Annotated in this window: 15 protein-coding genes; 8 read left to right on the forward strand and 7 right to left on the reverse strand. The window is 69.1% G+C overall.

The window, feature by feature from the left end; genetic code table 11:
* Window positions 1-145 precede the first annotated feature (145 nt).
* Entirely contained in the window at window positions 146-1,597 is a 1,452-nt protein-coding gene (locus tag ACZ597_RS07490; protein WP_471326200.1) for a CCA tRNA nucleotidyltransferase, read from the forward strand.
* Between the two features lie 8 nt (window positions 1,598-1,605).
* Here the strand turns inward: ACZ597_RS07490 and ACZ597_RS07495 are convergent, their stop codons facing one another.
* The 3 genes from ACZ597_RS07495 to ACZ597_RS07505 all read right to left on the reverse strand — a co-directional run bounded on the left by ACZ597_RS07495 (window position 1,606) and on the right by ACZ597_RS07505 (window position 4,725).
* Window positions 1,606-2,886, reverse strand: coding sequence for an MFS transporter (locus tag ACZ597_RS07495; RefSeq protein ID WP_471326203.1), 1,281 nt, complete (start codon window positions 2,884-2,886; stop codon window positions 1,606-1,608).
* 102 nt (window positions 2,887-2,988) lie between these two features.
* Complete coding sequence (locus ACZ597_RS07500; protein ID WP_471326206.1) at window positions 2,989-4,071, reverse strand: inositol-3-phosphate synthase; 1,083 nt, start codon at window positions 4,069-4,071, stop codon at window positions 2,989-2,991.
* Between the two features lie 51 nt (window positions 4,072-4,122).
* A complete protein-coding gene (locus ACZ597_RS07505; protein WP_249766869.1) occupies window positions 4,123-4,725 on the reverse strand; it encodes a PadR family transcriptional regulator in 603 nt (200 codons plus the stop codon).
* Window positions 4,726-4,997: 272 nt separating this feature from the next.
* On the opposite strand from ACZ597_RS07505, the gene ACZ597_RS07510 reads away from it, so the two are divergent.
* The gene (locus tag ACZ597_RS07510) at window positions 4,998-7,589 is read left to right on the forward strand and encodes a transglycosylase domain-containing protein (protein ID WP_471326209.1); all 2,592 of its coding nucleotides are present in this window, start codon (window positions 4,998-5,000) and stop codon (window positions 7,587-7,589) included.
* Window positions 7,590-7,678: 89 nt separating this feature from the next.
* On the forward strand, window positions 7,679-9,163 hold the full coding sequence (locus tag ACZ597_RS07515; RefSeq protein ID WP_471326212.1) for a glycosyltransferase family 87 protein: 1,485 nt from the start codon (window positions 7,679-7,681) through the stop codon (window positions 9,161-9,163).
* A gap of 33 nt (window positions 9,164-9,196) precedes the next feature.
* Here the strand turns inward: ACZ597_RS07515 and ACZ597_RS07520 are convergent, their stop codons facing one another.
* The 3 genes from ACZ597_RS07520 to ACZ597_RS07530 form a co-directional block, all read right to left on the reverse strand.
* Window positions 9,197-10,228, reverse strand: coding sequence for an alanine racemase (locus ACZ597_RS07520; RefSeq protein ID WP_471326215.1), 1,032 nt, complete (start codon window positions 10,226-10,228; stop codon window positions 9,197-9,199).
* Window positions 10,229-10,262: 34 nt separating this feature from the next.
* Window positions 10,263-11,381, reverse strand: a complete 1,119-nt coding sequence (locus ACZ597_RS07525) for a lipid II:glycine glycyltransferase FemX (RefSeq protein WP_471326218.1) — start codon at window positions 11,379-11,381, stop codon at window positions 10,263-10,265.
* Window positions 11,382-11,512: 131 nt separating this feature from the next.
* Complete coding sequence (locus ACZ597_RS07530) at window positions 11,513-11,839, reverse strand: hypothetical protein (RefSeq protein ID WP_471326221.1); 327 nt, start codon at window positions 11,837-11,839, stop codon at window positions 11,513-11,515.
* Window positions 11,840-12,087: 248 nt separating this feature from the next.
* On the opposite strand from ACZ597_RS07530, the gene rpsF reads away from it, so the two are divergent.
* From rpsF to rplI, 4 genes are all read left to right on the forward strand, one after another.
* Window positions 12,088-12,378: a 30S ribosomal protein S6 gene (rpsF, locus tag ACZ597_RS07535; protein WP_007265254.1), complete on the forward strand. Its 291-nt coding sequence runs from the start codon at window positions 12,088-12,090 to the stop codon at window positions 12,376-12,378.
* A gap of 72 nt (window positions 12,379-12,450) precedes the next feature.
* Window positions 12,451-13,050, forward strand: coding sequence for a single-stranded DNA-binding protein (locus tag ACZ597_RS07540; RefSeq protein ID WP_471326223.1), 600 nt, complete (start codon window positions 12,451-12,453; stop codon window positions 13,048-13,050).
* A 42-nt stretch (window positions 13,051-13,092) separates the two neighbouring features.
* A complete protein-coding gene (gene rpsR / locus ACZ597_RS07545) occupies window positions 13,093-13,329 on the forward strand; it encodes a 30S ribosomal protein S18 (protein WP_005315025.1) in 237 nt (78 codons plus the stop codon).
* Between the two features lie 18 nt (window positions 13,330-13,347).
* Window positions 13,348-13,794, forward strand: a complete 447-nt coding sequence (rplI, locus tag ACZ597_RS07550) for a 50S ribosomal protein L9 (RefSeq protein WP_125594108.1) — start codon at window positions 13,348-13,350, stop codon at window positions 13,792-13,794.
* Window positions 13,795-13,909: 115 nt separating this feature from the next.
* On the opposite strand, the gene ACZ597_RS07555 is transcribed toward rplI, so the two are convergent.
* Entirely contained in the window at window positions 13,910-15,247 is a 1,338-nt protein-coding gene (locus tag ACZ597_RS07555; protein WP_471326226.1) for an MATE family efflux transporter, read from the reverse strand.
* Window positions 15,248-15,699: 452 nt separating this feature from the next.
* Between ACZ597_RS07555 and dnaB the strand changes: the two genes are divergently transcribed.
* Window positions 15,700-17,163, forward strand: a complete 1,464-nt coding sequence (dnaB, locus tag ACZ597_RS07560) for a replicative DNA helicase (RefSeq protein WP_362456874.1) — start codon at window positions 15,700-15,702, stop codon at window positions 17,161-17,163.
* Window positions 17,164-17,171 lie beyond the last annotated feature (8 nt).

The following is a 17,171-nucleotide window of genomic DNA, read 5'->3' on the forward strand; positions in this document are numbered from 1 at the left end:
GCGTCCACGCATGGTAACGAGGTGCGCTGTGTGCGAGTGCCGCGCCTTGCTCCACACGATCGGTTCCGCTTCGGAGTCGCCGGTGGCGGGAGCGGCGGTGAAACGGGGGAGCCCGCGCCGGGCGGGCCACGTACCCTTTTCTGTTGTGCCGAACGCCAACGAAGACAACCCCAGTGCCCTGAGTCAGGTGCAGCGCCGCGCGGTCAGTGAACTGCTGCGGGTCGCTCCTGTCGCCGACGAGCTCGGCCGCCGGTTCCAGGAGGCGGGATTCCGCCTCGCCCTGGTCGGCGGGTCCGTCCGCGACGCGCTGCTCGGGCGTCTCGGCAACGACCTCGACTTCACCACCGATGCGCGCCCCGAGGCCGTACTGAAGATCATGCGGCCCTGGGCGGACTCGCTCTGGGACGTCGGCATCGCCTTCGGCACCGTCGGGGCGCAGCGCGACGGGTTCCAGATCGAGGTGACGACGTACCGCTCCGAGGCGTACGACCGCACCTCGCGCAAGCCCGAGGTCTCCTACGGCGACTCCATCGAGGAGGACCTGGTCCGACGGGACTTCACCGTCAACGCCATGGCCCTGGCACTCCCGGAGCAGGAGTTCGTCGACCCCCACGGCGGCCTGGAGGACCTGGCGGCCGGCGTGCTGCGGACTCCCGGCACCCCGGAGGACTCCTTCTCCGACGATCCGCTGCGCATGCTGCGGGCAGCCCGGTTCGCCGCGCAGCTGGACTTCGAGGTCGCGCCCGAGGTCGTGTCGGCGATGAAGGCGATGTCCGACCGGATCGAGATCGTCTCGGCCGAGCGCGTGCAGGGCGAGCTGAACAAGCTGCTGCTGTCCGCGCACCCCCGCAAGGGCCTGGGGCTGCTGGTGGACACCGGTCTCGCCGACCGGGTCCTGCCGGAGCTGCCGGCCCTGCGGCTGGAGCGTGACGAGCACCACCGGCACAAGGACGTCTACGACCACTCGCTGATCGTCCTGGAGCAGGCGATCGACCTGGAGGAGAACGGCCCGGACCTGGTGCTGCGGCTGGCCGCCCTGCTGCACGACATCGGCAAGCCCCGGACCCGGCGCTTCGAGAGCGACGGCCGGGTCTCCTTCCACCACCACGAGGTGGTCGGCGCGAAGATGACCAAGAAGCGCATGACGGCGCTGAAGTACTCCAACGACATGGTCAAGGACGTGTCCCGGCTGGTGGAGCTGCACCTGCGGTTCCACGGGTACGGCGACGGGGAGTGGACGGACTCCGCGGTGCGGCGCTACGTGCGCGACGCCGGCCCGCTGCTGGACCGGCTGCACAAGCTGACCCGGTCCGACTGCACCACGCGCAACAAGCGCAAGGCCAACGCGCTCTCCCGCACCTATGACGGCCTGGAGGAGCGCATCGCGCAGCTCCAGGAGCAGGAGGAGCTGGACGCGATCCGCCCCGACCTGAACGGGAACGAGATCCAGCAGATCCTGGAGATCGGGCCCGGCCCGGTGGTGGGCAAGGCCTACGCCTTCCTGTTGGAGCTGCGGCTGGAGAACGGCCCGATGGACCGTGAGGCGGCCGTCGCGGCCCTCAAGGAGTGGTGGGCGGGTCAGGCTCCCCAGGTCTGACGTGTGATCTACCGCGGCGATGTTTCACGTGAAACATCGCCGCGCCGCAGGAAGCCGGCCGTGGCCGCGTAGAGCAGGGCCACGCCGACGAGCAGGGCGACGGACCGGCCGTCGGTGGGGAGCATGAGGGACGCCACGGCGGCCGCCCCGACGAAGGCGATGTTGAAGAGCACGTCGTAGACGGAGAAGACCCGGCCCCTGAACTCGTCTTCCACCCGGGACTGCAGGACCGTGTCGGTGGAGATCTTGGCGCCCTGGGTGGCGAGGCCGAGGACGAAGGCGGCGACGAGCATGGGCCCGGGCGCGAAGAAGAGCCCGAGCGCGGGCACGAGCACGGCGGAGACCGCCGAGCAGACGACGATCCAGCCCAGCGGCCCGAGACGGTTCACCAGCGAGGGGGTGACCAGGGCGGCCGCGAAGAATCCGGCCCCGGAGACCCCGACGGCGATCCCCAGCAGGGCCAGCCCGTCGGACTCGTTGTCCGACCAGGAGTAGCGGCAGAGCATCAGCAGCATCACGGTCAGGGCGCCGTAGCAGAACCGCATCAGGGTCATCGCGGTCAGCGCCCGCGCGGCCTCCCGGCGGTGGGCGAGGTGCCTGAGGCCCTCGGCCATGCCCCGGACCGTGAGGGCGATCCCTTCGACGAGCGAGGGATGGTCGGGCCCGCCCCGGTGGTCGGGCCCCAGGAGCCCGATGGCCAGGCGGAGCGAGACCAGGGCCGCACACAGGTAGAGGGCGGCGCCGAGCAGGACGACGAGGGCGTTGGACCCCGAGGCCAGCAGCCGGACGAGGAAGGCCAGCCCTCCTCCGGCGACCGCCGCGAGCGTGCCGGCGGTGGGCGAGAGGGCGTTCGCCGTGACCAGCTGATCGGCACGGACGACATGGGGCAGGGACGCGGCGAGCCCGGCGAGGACGAAGCGGTTGACCGCCGTCACGGACAGGGCCGAGGCGTAGAAGAGCCAGTCGGGCACGTGGACGACGATCAGCACGCCGGTCACACAGGCGAGCAGGGCCCGCAGCAGGTTGCCGTAGAGGAAGACCTGGCGCCGGCGCCACCGGTCCAGCAGCACCCCGGCGAAGGGACCGATCGCCGAGTAGGGGAGCAGCAGGACCGCCATGGCCGAGGCGATGGCCGCCGGTGAGGTCTGCTTCTCGGGGGAGAAGACCACGTAGGTGGCGAGGGCGACCTGGTAGACGCCGTCGGCCGCCTGTGAGAACAGCCGCACGGCGAGCAGGTTGCGGAAGTCCCTCAGGCGCAGGAGTACGCGCAGATCACCTACGACAGGCATGAGGGCAAGGGTCACACACACCGAGGGTCCCCGAACACATCGTCCGGGGACCCTCGGTGGAAGAACGGTCGAAGACCAGGTGTCCGGAGACCCTTGGGCCGACTAGCGCTCGACTTCGCCCTTGATGAACTTCTCGACGTTGGCGAGGGCCTCGTCGTCGAAGTACTGGACCGGCGGGGACTTCATGAAGTAGCTGGAGGCCGACAGGATCGGGCCGCCGATGCCGCGGTCCTTGGCGATCTTCGCGGCGCGCAGGGCGTCGATGATGACACCGGCGGAGTTCGGGGAGTCCCACACCTCGAGCTTGTACTCGAGGTTCAGCGGGACGTCGCCGAACGCACGGCCCTCGAGGCGGACGTAGGCCCACTTGCGGTCGTCGAGCCACGCGACGTAGTCGGACGGGCCGATGTGGACGTTCTTCTCGCCGAGCTCGCGGTCGGGGATCTGCGAGGTGACGGCCTGCGTCTTCGAGATCTTCTTCGACTCGAGGCGGTCGCGCTCGAGCATGTTCTTGAAGTCCATGTTGCCGCCGACGTTGAGCTGCATGGTGCGCTCGAGACGGACACCGCGGTCTTCGAACAGCTTCGCCATCACGCGGTGCGTGATGGTGGCGCCGACCTGGGACTTGATGTCGTCGCCGACGATCGGGACACCGGCCTCGGTGAACTTGTCGGCCCACTCCTTGGTGCCGGCGATGAAGACCGGGAGGGCGTTGACGAAGGCGACCTTGGCGTCGATGGCGCACTGGGCGTAGAACTTCGCCGCCTCTTCGGAACCGACCGGGAGGTAGCAGACGAGGACGTCGACCTGGCGGTCCTTGAGGATCTGGACCACGTCGACCGGAGCCTCGGCGGACTCCTCGATGGTCTGGCGGTAGTACTTGCCCAGACCGTCCAGGGTGTGGCCGCGCTGGACGGTCACGCCCGAGTTCGGGACGTCGCAGATCTTGATGGTGTTGTTCTCGCTGGCGCCGATGGCGTCCGAAAGGTCGAGGCCGACCTTCTTCGCGTCGACGTCGAAAGCGGCGACGAACTCGACGTCACCCACGTGGTAGTCGCCGAACTGGACGTGCATCAGACCGGGGACCTTGGCCGCCGGGTCGGCGTCCTTGTAGTACTCGACGCCCTGCACCAGCGAGGCGGCGCAGTTGCCCACGCCGACGATGGCTACGCGAACCGAACCCATTCCGGTTGCTCCCTGTTTGTTCTCGGAAACGAGGCCTGCGAGATACAGGCCTCACTTTGCAGTTTCGTCGGGCGGTCCGGATCGTCGCCGATCCCGTCCCGCCCGCTCGCTCTCGATGAGCTCGTTGAGCCAGCGCACTTCACGCTCGACGGATTCCATACCGTGCCGCTGCAGTTCGAGCGTGTAGTCGTCCAGGCGCTCCCGTGTACGGGCGAGCGAGGCGCGCATCTTCTCCAAGCGCTCCTCCAGCCGGCTGCGGCGGCCCTCCAGTACCCGCATGCGCACATCTCGCTCGGTCTGACCGAAGAAGGCGAAGCGGGCGGCGAAGGACTCGTCCTCCCATGTGTCGGGGCCGGTGTGGGAGAGAAGCTCTTCGAAGTGCTCCTTACCTGCTGCCGTCAACCGGTAGACGATCTTGGCGCGGCGCCCTGCGAGTGAAGCGGCGAGAGCGTCTTCCGGGGCGTTCCCCGGTTCTTCGATCAACCAGCCGTTCGCGACCAGAGTCTTGAGGCAGGGGTAGAGAGTCCCGTAGCTGAACGCCCTGAACACCCCCAGCGAGGTGTTGAGCCGCTTGCGGAGCTCGTAACCGTGCATGGGGGATTCGCGAAGCAGGCCGAGGACGGCGAACTCGAGGATGCCGGAGCGCCTGCTCATCCGCCTCCCCCTCTCTGCTTCGGAGTTTATGTCGAGCTGATGTATCGGCTCGATACATCCAGACGATAGAACGGGCTGCTCGAAGCGACAAGCGGTGACGTGGTGACCGGCGTCACATCACCGATTCGTACGACGCAAGTTGCCTGATTTGGGGTGAACTTCGGCACTGGTCGGGTTTTGGCCGTGCGTAGGCTGTGCGGCAGGACCACCGGGGGGAACCGGAATAACCTGCCGCTTCCAGGCCACTCGCCTGCCCGAGGAGTAGTCGTTCGATGAGCGAGCACCGCCGTAAACCGCCGCAGCCCCAGGGCGGCGGCCGCGCCGCGTCCCGCAGGGCCGCCCCGCAGCACCCCGGCCGTGGTGCCGGACCCGGCCGTGACGTCCCCGCGGCGCCGTCCGGCGGACCGTACGCGGAACACGGGGCGCACGGGAGCCGTGCCGATGCCCGCCGGGCGGCCCAGCGGGGCCCGGCCGGCCGTGGACGCGCAGGTGGGAGGGGGGGCAAGGGCGAAAAGGGCGGTAGTCGGTTCATCGACTACCCGCGCGCCGGCAAGGTCGGCTGGCAGCGTTTCGTGCCGTCCTGGAAGCTGGTCGGCGGTACCTTCCTGGGCTTCTTCGCCGTGATCTTCGCGGGGGCCGGCATCGGCATCGCCAGCGTGGGCACCCCGGACGCGAACAAGGCCGCCAAGGCGCAGAACAACGTCTTCCAGTGGGCCGACGGCACCCAGATGGTCGCCACCGGCGGCACCACGAACAGGCAGATCGTCCCGATCGACCAGATTCCCCTGTCTATGCGGAATGCGGTGATCGCGGCCGAGAACGAGTCGTTCGAGACGGACAAGGGCGTCGACCCGATGGGTATCGCGCGGGCCGTGGTGAACATGGCCACCGGTGGTTCCACCCAGGGCGGTTCGACCATCACCCAGCAGTACGTCAAGAACACGTACCTCGATTCCGAGCAGACCCTCAAGCGCAAGGTCACCGAGCTCTTCATCGCGATCAAGCTGGGCGTCAGCGAGGAGAAGGACGTCGTCCTCGCCGGTTACCTGAACACCGCCTACTACGGCCGGGACGCCTACGGCATCCAGGCCGCCGCCCGCGCCTACTTCGGCAAGGACGCCAAGGACCTCAACCCGTCCGAGAGCGCCTTCCTCGCCTCCATGCTCAAGGGCCCGAACCTCTACAACCCGGACGGCGGCATCGGCACGGCAGCCACCCCCGAGGCCAACGAGAAGCGCGCCCGGCTCCGCTGGGCCTGGGTGCTCGACCGCGAGGTCGCCGTGGGGCGCATGGCGCAGTCCGAGCGGGACAAGTACAAGGAGTTCCCCGCCCGGGTGGACTCCGAGCAGGCCCGCGGGATGTCCGGCCAGACCGGCTACCTCGTCGAGGTGGCCAAGCAGTACGTCATGAAGACCACCGGCATCACCGCCGAGAAGATGGCGCTCGGCGGCTACACGATCACCACCACCTTCGAGAAGCCCAGGGTGGACGCCCTGGTCAAGGCGGTGGAGGACACCCGCAACGACCTCCTCGACGAGAAGCTGCGGCCCCAGTACGACACCTTCGTACAGGTCGGCGCCGCCTCCGTGGACGTGAAGTCCGGGGCGATCGTGGCCCTGTACGGCGGTCCCGGCTGGGACCACAAGTACTTCGCCAACAACGCCAACACCTCCGGCGTCCCCGTCGGCTCGACCTGGAAGCCCTACGTCCTCGCGGCCGCCATGCAGTACGGCACGCAGAACTCCAAGGGCTCGGGGATCTCGGTCGGCAGCAAGTACAACGCCAACGACCTCACCGTGATCAACAACCGTGAGGGCAAGCCGCTGCTCGCCAACGACGGGACGCCCTTCCGGCAGAAGAACGAGAGCGACTACCCCTACGGCTACGTGACCCTCAACGAGGCGATGGAGAAGTCCATCAACGTCCCGTTCGCCCAGCTCGTCTTCGACGTCGGCCACAGCAAGGTCCGCGAGGTCGCGAAGTCGACCGGGATCCTGGAGGAGTCGATGGACAAGAACAACAACGCCTCCTTCGCCCTGGGCACCTCGACGCCCAGCGCCATCCGCATGGCCGACTCCTACGCGACCTTCGCCGCCTCCGGCACCCACCGGGAGCCCTTCTCCGTGAAGAAGGTCGTCAAGGACGGCAAGGACGTGCCCGGCTTCGAGCCGCCCAAGGAGTCCCGCGCCATGGACGACTCCATCGCGGACAACGTCACCAAGGTGCTGCGCAACGTCGTCGAGAACGGCACCGGCACCAAGGCGAAGAAGCTGGGCCGGCCCGCGGCCGGCAAGACGGGCACCACCGACCAGAACAAGTCGGCCTGGTTCGTCGGCTACACCCCGGAGCTGTCCACCTCGGTCACCCTCTTCCGCAACGACCCGACCTCCAAGAACAAGGAGCTCATGTCCATGAACCGCGTGGGCGGGGTCGACTCCATCCACGGTGGTGACATTCCGGCGGTCATCTGGACCGAGTACATGCGCGAGGCGCTCAAGGGAAGGCCGGTCAAGGACTTCCCGGAGGCCGACGACATCGGCGTCATCGCCGACGCGGCCGGCGCCCCCCAGCCCACCCCCTCGGCCGTACCGTCGCCCTCCGTCTCGGTATCGCCCTCGCCCAGCACCTCGCCCTCGGTGTCCCCGTCGCCGTCCGGCCACGGCAAGCCGACCTGCAAGCCGAGGCCCTGGAACCTGAACTGCGACCCGACGGCCACCGGCGGCGCGAACGCGGGAGCCGACGGAGGAACGAGCTCCGGCGGCTCCCCCGACGGCGGCACCACCACACAGCCCTCCCCGCCCACCCGCCCCGGCCGCCCCGGCGGATCGAGCAACTGGGGCAGCATCATGGGCGCCTCCGGCTGACCCAGCCCCCGTACCGGACCTGAGAGGGCCGTCGCACACCGTGTGGCGGCCCTCCCCCGTGCACGGCGCGGTACGGCAGGATGGGCGCCATGACCAAGGTGCACGAGGACCACCCCGTACCGCCCACCCAGCACGACGAGGTCGCCGCCGCCGGCAGCGAGTTCATCGGGGGACCGGTCGGACGCCATGCCCGGCTGGGCGGCCACTGGCTGAGCCCGGTCCGCGTCGTGGCCCTCGTCGCCCTCGGCATGTTCGCGCTGGGCATGGTGCAGAAGATGCCCTGCTACGACTGGGCCTGGTTCCGGGGAGCGGGCTCGCAGTACACCCACGCCTGCTACTCCGACATCCCGCACCTGTACTCCGCCCGAGGCTTCGCCGAGGGCCTCGTGCCCTACCGCGACCAGTTCCCCGACATCGCGACCGACCCGAAGTACGGCGGCATGAAGTACCTCGAGTACCCGGTGCTCACCGGGGCCTTCATGCAGGTCGCCTCCTGGCTGACGCCCACCGCCGGCTCCATCCAGCACCGCGAGCAGATGTACTGGATGGTCAACGCGGGCATGCTGATGGCCTGCGCCGCCGTCATCGCCGTATGCGTCGCCCGCACCCACCGCCGCAGGCCCTGGGACGCCCTGCTCCTCGCCCTCGCACCGGCCTTCGCCCTCAACGCCACCATCAACTGGGACCTGCCCGCCGTGGCCCTCGCGGCGGTCGCGATGCTGATGTGGGCCCGTGGCCGGCCCCTGCTCGCCGGTGTCTCCATCGGCCTGGCGACCGCGGCCAAGCTCTACCCCGTCCTGCTGCTCGGAGTGCTCTTCGTCCTCTGCTGGCGGGCGGGGAAGTGGCGGGCGTTCGGCGCCGCGGCCCTCGGCGCGGCCGCCTCCTGGCTCCTGGTGAACGGCCCGGTCATGTACTTCGCCTGGGACGGCTGGAAGCGGTTCTACGAGTTCAGCCAGGAACGCCCCATCGACTTCGGCTCCGTCTGGCTGCTGATCTCCCAGCGCACCGGAAACCCCCTCGAAGGAGCCAACACGTACGCGACCGGGCTCACCCTCCTGCTGTGCATCGCCATCGGACTGCTCACGCTGACGGCCCCCAGGCGACCGCGCTTCGCCCAGCTGGCCTTCCTGGTCGTCGCCGCGTTCATCCTGGCCAACAAGGTGTACTCGCCGCAGTACGTGCTGTGGCTCGTCCCGCTCGCCGCGCTGGCCCGACCCCGCTGGCGGGACTTCCTGATCTGGCAGGCGGGCGAGATCGCGTACTTCCTCGGGATCTGGTTCTACCTCGCCTACACGAGCAGCGGGGACAAGCACCAGGGCCTGCCCGTGGAGGGCTACCAGCTGGCCATCGCCGCCCACCTGCTGGCCACGCTGTACCTGTGCGCCGTCGTCGTACGCGACATCCTGCTGCCCGAGCGCGACGTCGTGCGGCGCGACGGCTCGGACGACCCCTCCGGCGGCGTCCTGGACGGCGCCGAGGACGTCTTCACCCTCTCGGAAAGGGCGAAGGCGCCGCGGTACGCGGCGCCTTCGGAGGGACAGCGGGTCGCCTGGGGCCTGGACCCCAGGGACTGACCGGGCCGGCGGGCCCGGAGACCGGGGACCGGCTCAGGAGTCGAGCACCCGGTCGAACTGCGTCGTGGTGTGGCGCAGGTGGGCCACCAGCTCGTCGCCGACCTTCGGCTCGGTCGCGTCCGAGGGCACGAACAGGATCGACACCTGCATGTGCGGCGGCTCGGCGAACCAGCGCTGCTTGCCCGCCCAGACGAAGGGCGACAGGTTCCGGTTGACCGTGGCCAGACCGGCCCGGGCGACGCCCTTGGCGCGCGGCATCATCCCGTGGAGGGCCTTGGGGGCCTCCAGGCCCACGCCGTGGGAGGTGCCGCCCGCGACCACGACCAGCCAGCCGTCGGAGGCGGCCTTCTGCTGGCGGTAGCCGAAGCGGTCGCCCTTGGCGACCCGGGTGACGTCCAGGACCGAGCCCCGGTACTGGGTGGCGTCGTGGTCGCCCAGCCACAGGCGGGTGCCGATGCGGGCCCGGAAGCGGGTCTGCGGGAACTGCTGCTGGAGCCGCGCCAGCTCCTCGGCCCTCAGGTGGCTGACGAACATGGTGTGCAGCGGCAGCCGGGCCGCGCGCAGCCGGTCCATCCAGCCGATGACCTCCTCGACGGCGTCCGAGCCGTCGGGGCGGTCCAGCGGCAGGTGCAGGGCGAAGCCCTCCAGCCGGACGTCCTCGATCGCCGACTGGAGCAGGCCGAGGTCCTGCTCGGAGATGCCGTGGCGGCGCATCGAGCTCATGCACTCGATGACCACCCGGGCTCCGACCAGGCCGCGGACCCCGTCCACCGAGGCCACCGAGCGGATCACACGGTCGGGCAGCGGCACCGGGTCCTCGCCCCGCCGGAACGGGGTGAGGACGAGCAGGTCGCCGCCGAAGTGGTCCTTGATGCTCGCGGCTTCGTACGTGGTGCCGACGGCCAGGATGTCGGTGCCCATCCGGGTCGCCTCCTCGCACAGCCGCTCGTGGCCGAAGCCGTAGCCGTTGCCCTTGCAGACCGGGATCAGACCGGGGAACTGGTCCGTGATCTGCTTCTGGTGCGCACGCCAGCGCGCGGTGTCGACGTAGAGCGTGAGCGCCATGCCCGTCCGGTACCTCTCTCGAAAAACAGCTGGGTCAGCGGCGCGACATGTAGATGTCGAGCGCCTTGTGCAGCACCTTGTTGAGCGGGAAGTCCCACTCGCCGACGTACTCGACGGCTTCGCCGCCCGTACCGACCTTGAACTGGATCAGGCCGAACAGGTGGTCGTTCTCGTCCAGCGTGTCAGAGATGCCGCGCAGGTCGTAGACACTGGCACCCAGCGCGTACGAATCGCGCAGCATGCGCCACTGCATCGCGTTCGAGGGGCGGACCTCGCGCTTGTGGTTCGCGGAGGCGCCGTACGAGTACCAGACGTGCTGGCCGACGGTGATCATCGTGGCGGCGGCCAGCGGCTCACCCTCGTGCTTGGCGATGTACAGCCGCATGCGGTTGGGGTCCTCGGAGTTGAGGGCCGTCCACTGGCGCTGGAAGTAGCTGAGCGGGCGAGGGCGGAACTTGTCGCGCTCGGCCGTGATCTCGTAGAGGTACTGCCAGGTCGGCAGGTCCTCGTAGCCGCCCTGGACGACCTCGACGCCGGCCTTCTCGGCCTTCTTGATGTTGCGGCGCCACAGCTGGTTGAAGCCCTTGAGGACGTCGTCCAGGGAGCGGTTGGCCAGCGGGACCTGGAACACGTAGCGGGGCTGGACGTCGCCGAAGCCGGCGCCGCCGTCCTCGCCCTGCTGCCAGCCCATGCGGCGCAGCTTGTCGGACACCTCGAAGGCGCGGGGCTCGATGTGCGAGGCCTCGACGTCACGCAGGCGCTTGACCTCGGGGTCCTGGATGCCGGCCTTGATGGCGGCCGAGTTCCAGCGGCGGATGACGACGGGCGGACCCATCTTCACGGTGAAGGCGCCCTGCTGCTTGAGGTGGGCCAGCATCGGCTGGAGCCACTCGTCCAGGTTCGGGGCGTACCAGTTGATGACCGGGCCCTCGGGGAGGTAAGCGAGGTACCGCTTCACCTTGGGCAGCTGGCGGTACAACACGAGCGCGACGCCGACGAGTTCGCCGTTCTGGTTGAACCAGCCGAGGTTCTCCGAACGCCACTCGTTCTTGACGTCGGCCCATGCCGGGACCTGGCAGTGGCTAGCCGACGGCAGGCTCTGGAGGTACGCCAGATGCTGCTCTCGGCTGATGGTGCTCAGGGACAGGCTCATGCGGGGTGTCTCCTCCGGCGGCTTCGCTGCTATGGCGCGAAGCCTACTGCGACGGTGGCGCCACCCATCTGGGGGACAGGCCGGAGCCTGGGCCGGAGGGAGGCCGGCGCCACGTCGCGGAGGTCCCCCGGTCAGCCCAGCCAGCCGCCGAAGAGGCCGCCGTGCGCCATTCCGAGCATGAAGCCGAAGGCAGACGCGCCAAGGCCGATGATCAGCGCGAAGCGCTCGCGGGTGGTGGCGGAGATGAACTGTCCGTACAGCCCGGTCCCGATCCCGATCAGCCCGGCCCAGGAACTGAGCAGGTGCAGATGGTGGAAGAACGCAGTGACGAACGCCACGGCGCCGAGCACCAGGGTGGCCACCATCAGGGTGTCCTGGACCGGATGGGGCTTGCCGTCGGTGGAGAAGAGGGAGATCGGCGGGCGGGGCGAGGACTGGCGATGCATTGCCTGTGCCATCGGAAGGCACCTCCTGGCTGACGCAGAGCGGTGTGCGGGGCCGCCTCCGGCCTGGGGCGGAGGCATAGCACCGGCACACCCGATGGATACAGATTGTGGCCCTCTCCTGTCGGATTTCAACCGGAAGGACGCGAGCAGGTAGTCTGTACAGCTGCGCGGTGTCTGCTTTCGGACGCCGTGCGCACGCATCACGACCCTCCTGCCACGGAACGACCGTGGCCGCTGAGTCCAAAGGAGGTGGGTTCCACATGCGTCACTACGAAGTGATGGTCATCCTCGACCCCGATCTGGAGGAGCGCGCTGTCGCCCCCCTGATCGAGAACTTCCTTTCCGTCGTCCGTGAGGGCAACGGAAAGGTCGAGAAGGTCGACACCTGGGGCCGTCGTCGTCTCGCTTACGAGATCAAGAAGAAGCCCGAGGGCATCTACTCGGTCCTCGACCTGCAGGCCGAGCCTGCGGTCGTCAAGGAGCTCGACCGCCAGATGAACCTGAACGAGTCGGTTCTCCGGACCAAGGTCCTTCGCCCCGAGACCCACTGAACTTCGGTTCAGCGGTAATCGGGACCGAGTAGCACAGCAGCCCAGCAGCAATCCCCGCCGAGAGGTTCATCCATGGCAGGCGAGACCGTCATCACGGTCGTCGGCAATCTCGTCGACGACCCCGAGCTGCGCTTCACCCCCTCGGGTGCGGCGGTCGCGAAGTTCCGTGTCGCGTCCACCCCCCGCACCTTCGACCGTCAGACCAACGAGTGGAAGGACGGCGAGAGCCTGTTCCTGACCTGCTCGGTGTGGCGGCAGGCGGCCGAGAACGTCGCCGAGTCCCTTCAGCGGGGCATGCGCGTCATCGTGCAGGGCCGGCTGAGGCAGCGGTCCTACGAGGACCGTGAGGGTGTCAAGCGCACGGTCTACGAGCTGGACGTCGAGGAAGTCGGCCCCAGCCTGAAGAACGCCACGGCCAAGGTCGCCAAGACCACGGGTCGCGGTGGCCAGGGTGGATACGGCGGCGGCGGTCAGCAGCAGCAGGGCGGTGGCGGCGGCTGGGGCGGAGCCCCCAGCAACGGGCCCCAGGGCGGCGGAGCTCCCTCCGACGACCCGTGGGCGTCCAGCGCGCCGGCCGGCGGCCAGCAGGGCGGCGGCGGGGGCGGCTGGGGCGGAAGCTCCGGCGGCTCCGGCGGCTCCGGCGGTGGCTACTCGGACGAGCCGCCCTTCTAGGGCAGCTCCATCCAAACTTCTTGATCACACAGGAGAGACACAATGGCGAAGCCGCCTGTGCGCAAGCCTAAGAAGAAGGTCTGCGCGTTCTGCAAGGACAAGACCGCGTACGTGGACTACAAGGACACGAACATGCTGCGGAAGTTCATTTCCGACCGCGGCAAGATCCGTGCCCGCCGCGTTACCGGCAACTGCACGCAGCACCAGCGTGACGTCGCCACGGCCGTGAAGAACAGCCGTGAGATGGCGCTGCTGCCCTACACGTCCACCGCGCGATAAGGAAAGGGTGACCGACTAATGAAGATCATCCTGACCCACGAGGTCTCTGGCCTCGGCACCGCCGGCGATGTCGTCGACGTCAAGGACGGTTACGCTCGCAACTACCTGGTCCCGCGTGGTTTCGCGATCCGCTGGACCAAGGGTGGCGAGAAGGACGTGGCGCAGATCCGCCGCGCCCGCAAGATCCACGAGATCGCGACCATCGAGCAGGCCAACGAGGTCAAGGCCAAGCTCGAGGGCGTGAAGGTCCGTCTGGCCACCCGCGCGGGTGACGCCGGTCGTCTCTTCGGTTCCGTCACCCCGGCCGACATCGCTTCCGCGGTCGAGGCTTCCGGTGGCCCGAAGGTCGACAAGCGTCGCGTGGAGCTGGGCTCCCCGATCAAGACCCTCGGTTCGTACCAGGTCTCCGTGCGTCTGCACGCCGAGGTCGTCGCGAACGTGGGCATCGAGGTCGTCGCCGCCTAAGGGCAGCGCATGAAGGGCCGCACCCTCCGGGGTGCGGCCCTTCGTCGTTCCCAACCCCTTCCGCTCCGGGGCCCGGGATGTTTCAGGGGGGATGTTTCACGTGAAACATCCCCGGTCACCGGGTGGCTCCCGCGACCAGCCAGCGGCCGGAGCGGGCGCGGAGCTGGAGCGTGGCCATCCGGACCAGCATCATCAGCGTCATGGCCCACCAGAGCGCCGTCAGGCCACCGCCCAGAGCGGGGAGCAGGAGCGCCGCCGGGGCGAAGACGGCCAGGGTCAGCAGCATCGCCCACGCCAGGTAGCGCCCGTCGCCGGCCCCCATCAGCACTCCGTCCAGGACGAAGACGACCCCGCAGACCGGCTGGCTCAGCGCTACGACCAGCAGGGCGGGCAGCAGGGCGTCCTCGACCACGGGGTCGCTGGTGAACAGCGGGATGAACACGGGACGGGCAAGGACTACCAGCAGGCCCAGGACGACGCCCGAGACCACACCCCACATCAGCATCCGCCGGCAGACGGTCTTGGCCCCCTCGGTGTCGCCGGCGCCCAGGTAGCGGCCAATGATGGCCTGGCCGGCGATGGCGATCGCGTCCAGGGCGAAGGCGAGCAGGCTCCAGAGGGACAGCAGGATCTGGTGGGCCGCGATGTCGGCGTCCCCCAGCCGGGCCGCGACGGCGGTCGCGATCATCAGGATGGCCCGCAGGGACAAGGTGCGGACCAGCAGCGGGACACCGGCCTGGGCACAGGCGCGGATGCCGGCCGCGTCGGGCCGCAGGGAGGCACCGTGGCGCCGGGCACCGCGGACGACCACGAACAGGTACGCGCCGGCCATGGCGCACTGGGCGATGACCGTGCCCCAGGCGGATCCCGCGATACCGAGGCCGGCGCCGTAGACCAGGGCGACGTTGAGGATGCCGTTGAGGGCGAAGCCGCCGATGGCCACGTAGAGCGGCGTGCGGGTGTCCTGGAGGCCGCGTATGACGCCGGTGGCCGCCAGGACGATGAGCATGGCGGGGATGCCGAGGGCGGAAATCCGCAGATACGTTTCTGCGTACGGGGCGGCCGTCTCCGAGGCTCCGAAGAGGGAGACCAGGCCGGGCGCGGTGAGCAGGACGGCGACGAGGACCGCGGTGCCGAGCAGGAGGGCGAGCCAGATGCCGTCCATGCCCTGCCGGATGGCGGACTGGAGGTCGCCGGCACCGACGCGCCGGGCCACGGCCGCGGTGGTGGCGTAGGCGAGGAAGACGAAGACGCTCACGGCGGTGGTGAGGAGCGCCGCCGCGATGCCGAGGCCGGCCAGCTGGGGGGTGCCGAGGTGGCCCACGATGGCGCTGTCGGCCATCACGAAGAGCGGCTCGGCCACGAGGGCGCCGAAGGCCGGCACTGCCAGCGCGAGGATCTCGCGGTCGTGCTGTCTCGCGGTCGACTTCGCGGTGGTGGTGGCCTGTGTCATGTGCCCAATCTAATCTTCCACAGGTAATGGATACAAGGGTCTTTGGATCCTTACCAAGCCCCTGACTTGGGCGTTCTTTCCGGCTCGCTGGCGGCGATCTTGAGACAGTGGCCAAGAATTTTCTGCCCCGCCGCCGATGGAAGAGGAAATCGCAGGTCAGCGGCGGTGCTCGGAGGGGGTGGGTGATTTTGTCCACAGCGTCGTCCCCCGCTCTGTGCACAGCTTCGGCCGACTTACCCACAGCATTGGCTCCGTCGTCCACATCTCATCCACACAGCCTGTGGATAACAAGATTGGCTGACGTCGCTCGCGGCCCTACCGTTGGGCGTTGCCCGACGCGCCCAGAGCCGGTCCGGGTGTCCCAAATGTCAGAGCCGTGTCGTAGAAAGATTGGCACGGCGAGGTCCGCGTTGCGGACGGGAGGAGGTGGCCCGGTGAGCATGCCCGAGCCCATGGACGACCCCTGGGCCGACAGCGGTCCCAGTGACCGTCTGCCCGCCCGCTCGCGCCGCGGCGGTGAAGGCCGCGGCCGCGGGGACGACCAGCAGGACCGGGGCCGCGAGGGCGGCTCCTGGGACGGCGGAGGGGGCGGCTTCGAGCGCGTCCCGCCGCAGGACCTGGACGCCGAGCAGTCGGTGCTCGGCGGCATGCTGCTGTCCAAGGACGCGATCGCCGACGTGGTCGAGGTCCTCAAGGGCCACGACTTCTACCGGCCCTCGCACGAGACGATCTACCAGGCCATCCTCGACCTGTACGCGAAGGGCGAGCCCGCCGACCCCATCACGGTCGGCGCCGAGCTGACCCGCCGCGGCGAGATCGGCAAGGTCGGCGGCGCCTCGTACCTGCACACCCTGGTGCAGTCCGTGCCGACCGCGGCGAACGCCGAGTACTACGCGGAGATCGTCCACGAGCGGGCCGTGCTGCGCCGCCTCGTCGCGGCCGGTACGAAGATCACACAGATGGGCTACGCGGCCGACGGCGACGTCGACGAGATCGTCAACAGCGCCCAGGCCGAGATCTACGCCGTCACCGAGCAGCGGACCTCCGAGGACTACCTGCCGCTGGGCGACATCATGGAGGGGGCGCTCGACGAGATCGAGGCGATCGGGTCGCGCTCCGGCCAGATGTCCGGCGTGCCGACCGGCTTCACCGACCTCGACTCCCTGACCAACGGCCTGCACCCGGGCCAGATGATCGTCATCGCGGCCCGCCCCGCCATGGGCAAGTCGACGCTCGCGCTGGACTTCGCCCGCGCCTGCTCCATCAAGAGCAACCTGCCGAGCGTCATCTTCTCCCTCGAAATGGGCCGCAACGAGATCGCCATGCGCCTGCTCTCCGCGGAGGCCCGGGTGGCGCTGCACCACATGCGCTCGGGCACCATGACCGACGACGACTGGACCCGGCTCGCCCGCCGGATGCCGGACGTCTCGGCCGCCCCGCTGTACATCGACGACTCCCCCAACCTGTCGATGATGGAGATCCGGGCCAAGTGCCGCCGGCTCAAGCAGCGCAACGACCTCTCGCTCGTCGTCATCGACTACCTCCAGCTGATGCAGTCGGGCGGCTCGCGCCGGCCCGAGAGCCGCCAGCAGGAGGTCTCGGACATGTCCCGAAACCTCAAGCTGCTGGCCAAGGAGCTCGAGGTGCCGGTGATCGCGCTCTCCCAGCTGAACCGTGGCCCCGAACAGCGCACCGACAAGAAGCCGATGGTCTCCGACCTGCGTGAATCCGGCTCGATCGAGCAGGACGCCGACATGGTGATCCTGCTGCACCGAGAGGACGCGTACGAGAAGGAGTCGCCCCGAGCGGGCGAGGCGGACCTGATCGTCGCCAAGCACCGAAACGGTCCGACGGCCACCATCACCGTGGCCTTCCAGGGCCACTATTCGCGGTTCGTGGACATGGCCAACACGTAGCATCCGAT

Source organism: Streptomyces sp. NPDC040718, assembly GCF_055593565.1.

Bases quoted from the DNA above. Each gene is read 5' to 3' on its own strand.
- ACZ597_RS07495 (WP_471326203.1), bottom strand. From the start codon at position 2,886: ATGCCTGTCGTAGGTGATCTGCGCGTACTCCTGCGCCTGAGGGACTTC.
- ACZ597_RS07525 (WP_471326218.1), bottom strand. From the start codon at position 11,381: ATGAGCCTGTCCCTGAGCACCATCAGCCGAGAGCAGCATCTGGCGTAC.
- dnaB (WP_362456874.1), top strand. From the start codon at position 15,700: ATGGACGACCCCTGGGCCGACAGCGGTCCCAGTGACCGTCTGCCCGCC.
- ACZ597_RS07520 (WP_471326215.1), bottom strand. From the start codon at position 10,228: ATGGCGCTCACGCTCTACGTCGACACCGCGCGCTGGCGTGCGCACCAG.
- ACZ597_RS07555 (WP_471326226.1), bottom strand. From the start codon at position 15,247: ATGACACAGGCCACCACCACCGCGAAGTCGACCGCGAGACAGCACGAC.
- ACZ597_RS07530 (WP_471326221.1), bottom strand. From the start codon at position 11,839: ATGGCACAGGCAATGCATCGCCAGTCCTCGCCCCGCCCGCCGATCTCC.
- ACZ597_RS07510 (WP_471326209.1), top strand. From the start codon at position 4,998: ATGAGCGAGCACCGCCGTAAACCGCCGCAGCCCCAGGGCGGCGGCCGC.
- ACZ597_RS07505 (WP_249766869.1), bottom strand. From the start codon at position 4,725: ATGAGCAGGCGCTCCGGCATCCTCGAGTTCGCCGTCCTCGGCCTGCTT.
- ACZ597_RS07515 (WP_471326212.1), top strand. From the start codon at position 7,679: ATGACCAAGGTGCACGAGGACCACCCCGTACCGCCCACCCAGCACGAC.
- ACZ597_RS07500 (WP_471326206.1), bottom strand. From the start codon at position 4,071: ATGGGTTCGGTTCGCGTAGCCATCGTCGGCGTGGGCAACTGCGCCGCC.
- rpsF (WP_007265254.1), top strand. From the start codon at position 12,088: ATGCGTCACTACGAAGTGATGGTCATCCTCGACCCCGATCTGGAGGAG.
- rpsR (WP_005315025.1), top strand. From the start codon at position 13,093: ATGGCGAAGCCGCCTGTGCGCAAGCCTAAGAAGAAGGTCTGCGCGTTC.
- ACZ597_RS07540 (WP_471326223.1), top strand. From the start codon at position 12,451: ATGGCAGGCGAGACCGTCATCACGGTCGTCGGCAATCTCGTCGACGAC.
- rplI (WP_125594108.1), top strand. From the start codon at position 13,348: ATGAAGATCATCCTGACCCACGAGGTCTCTGGCCTCGGCACCGCCGGC.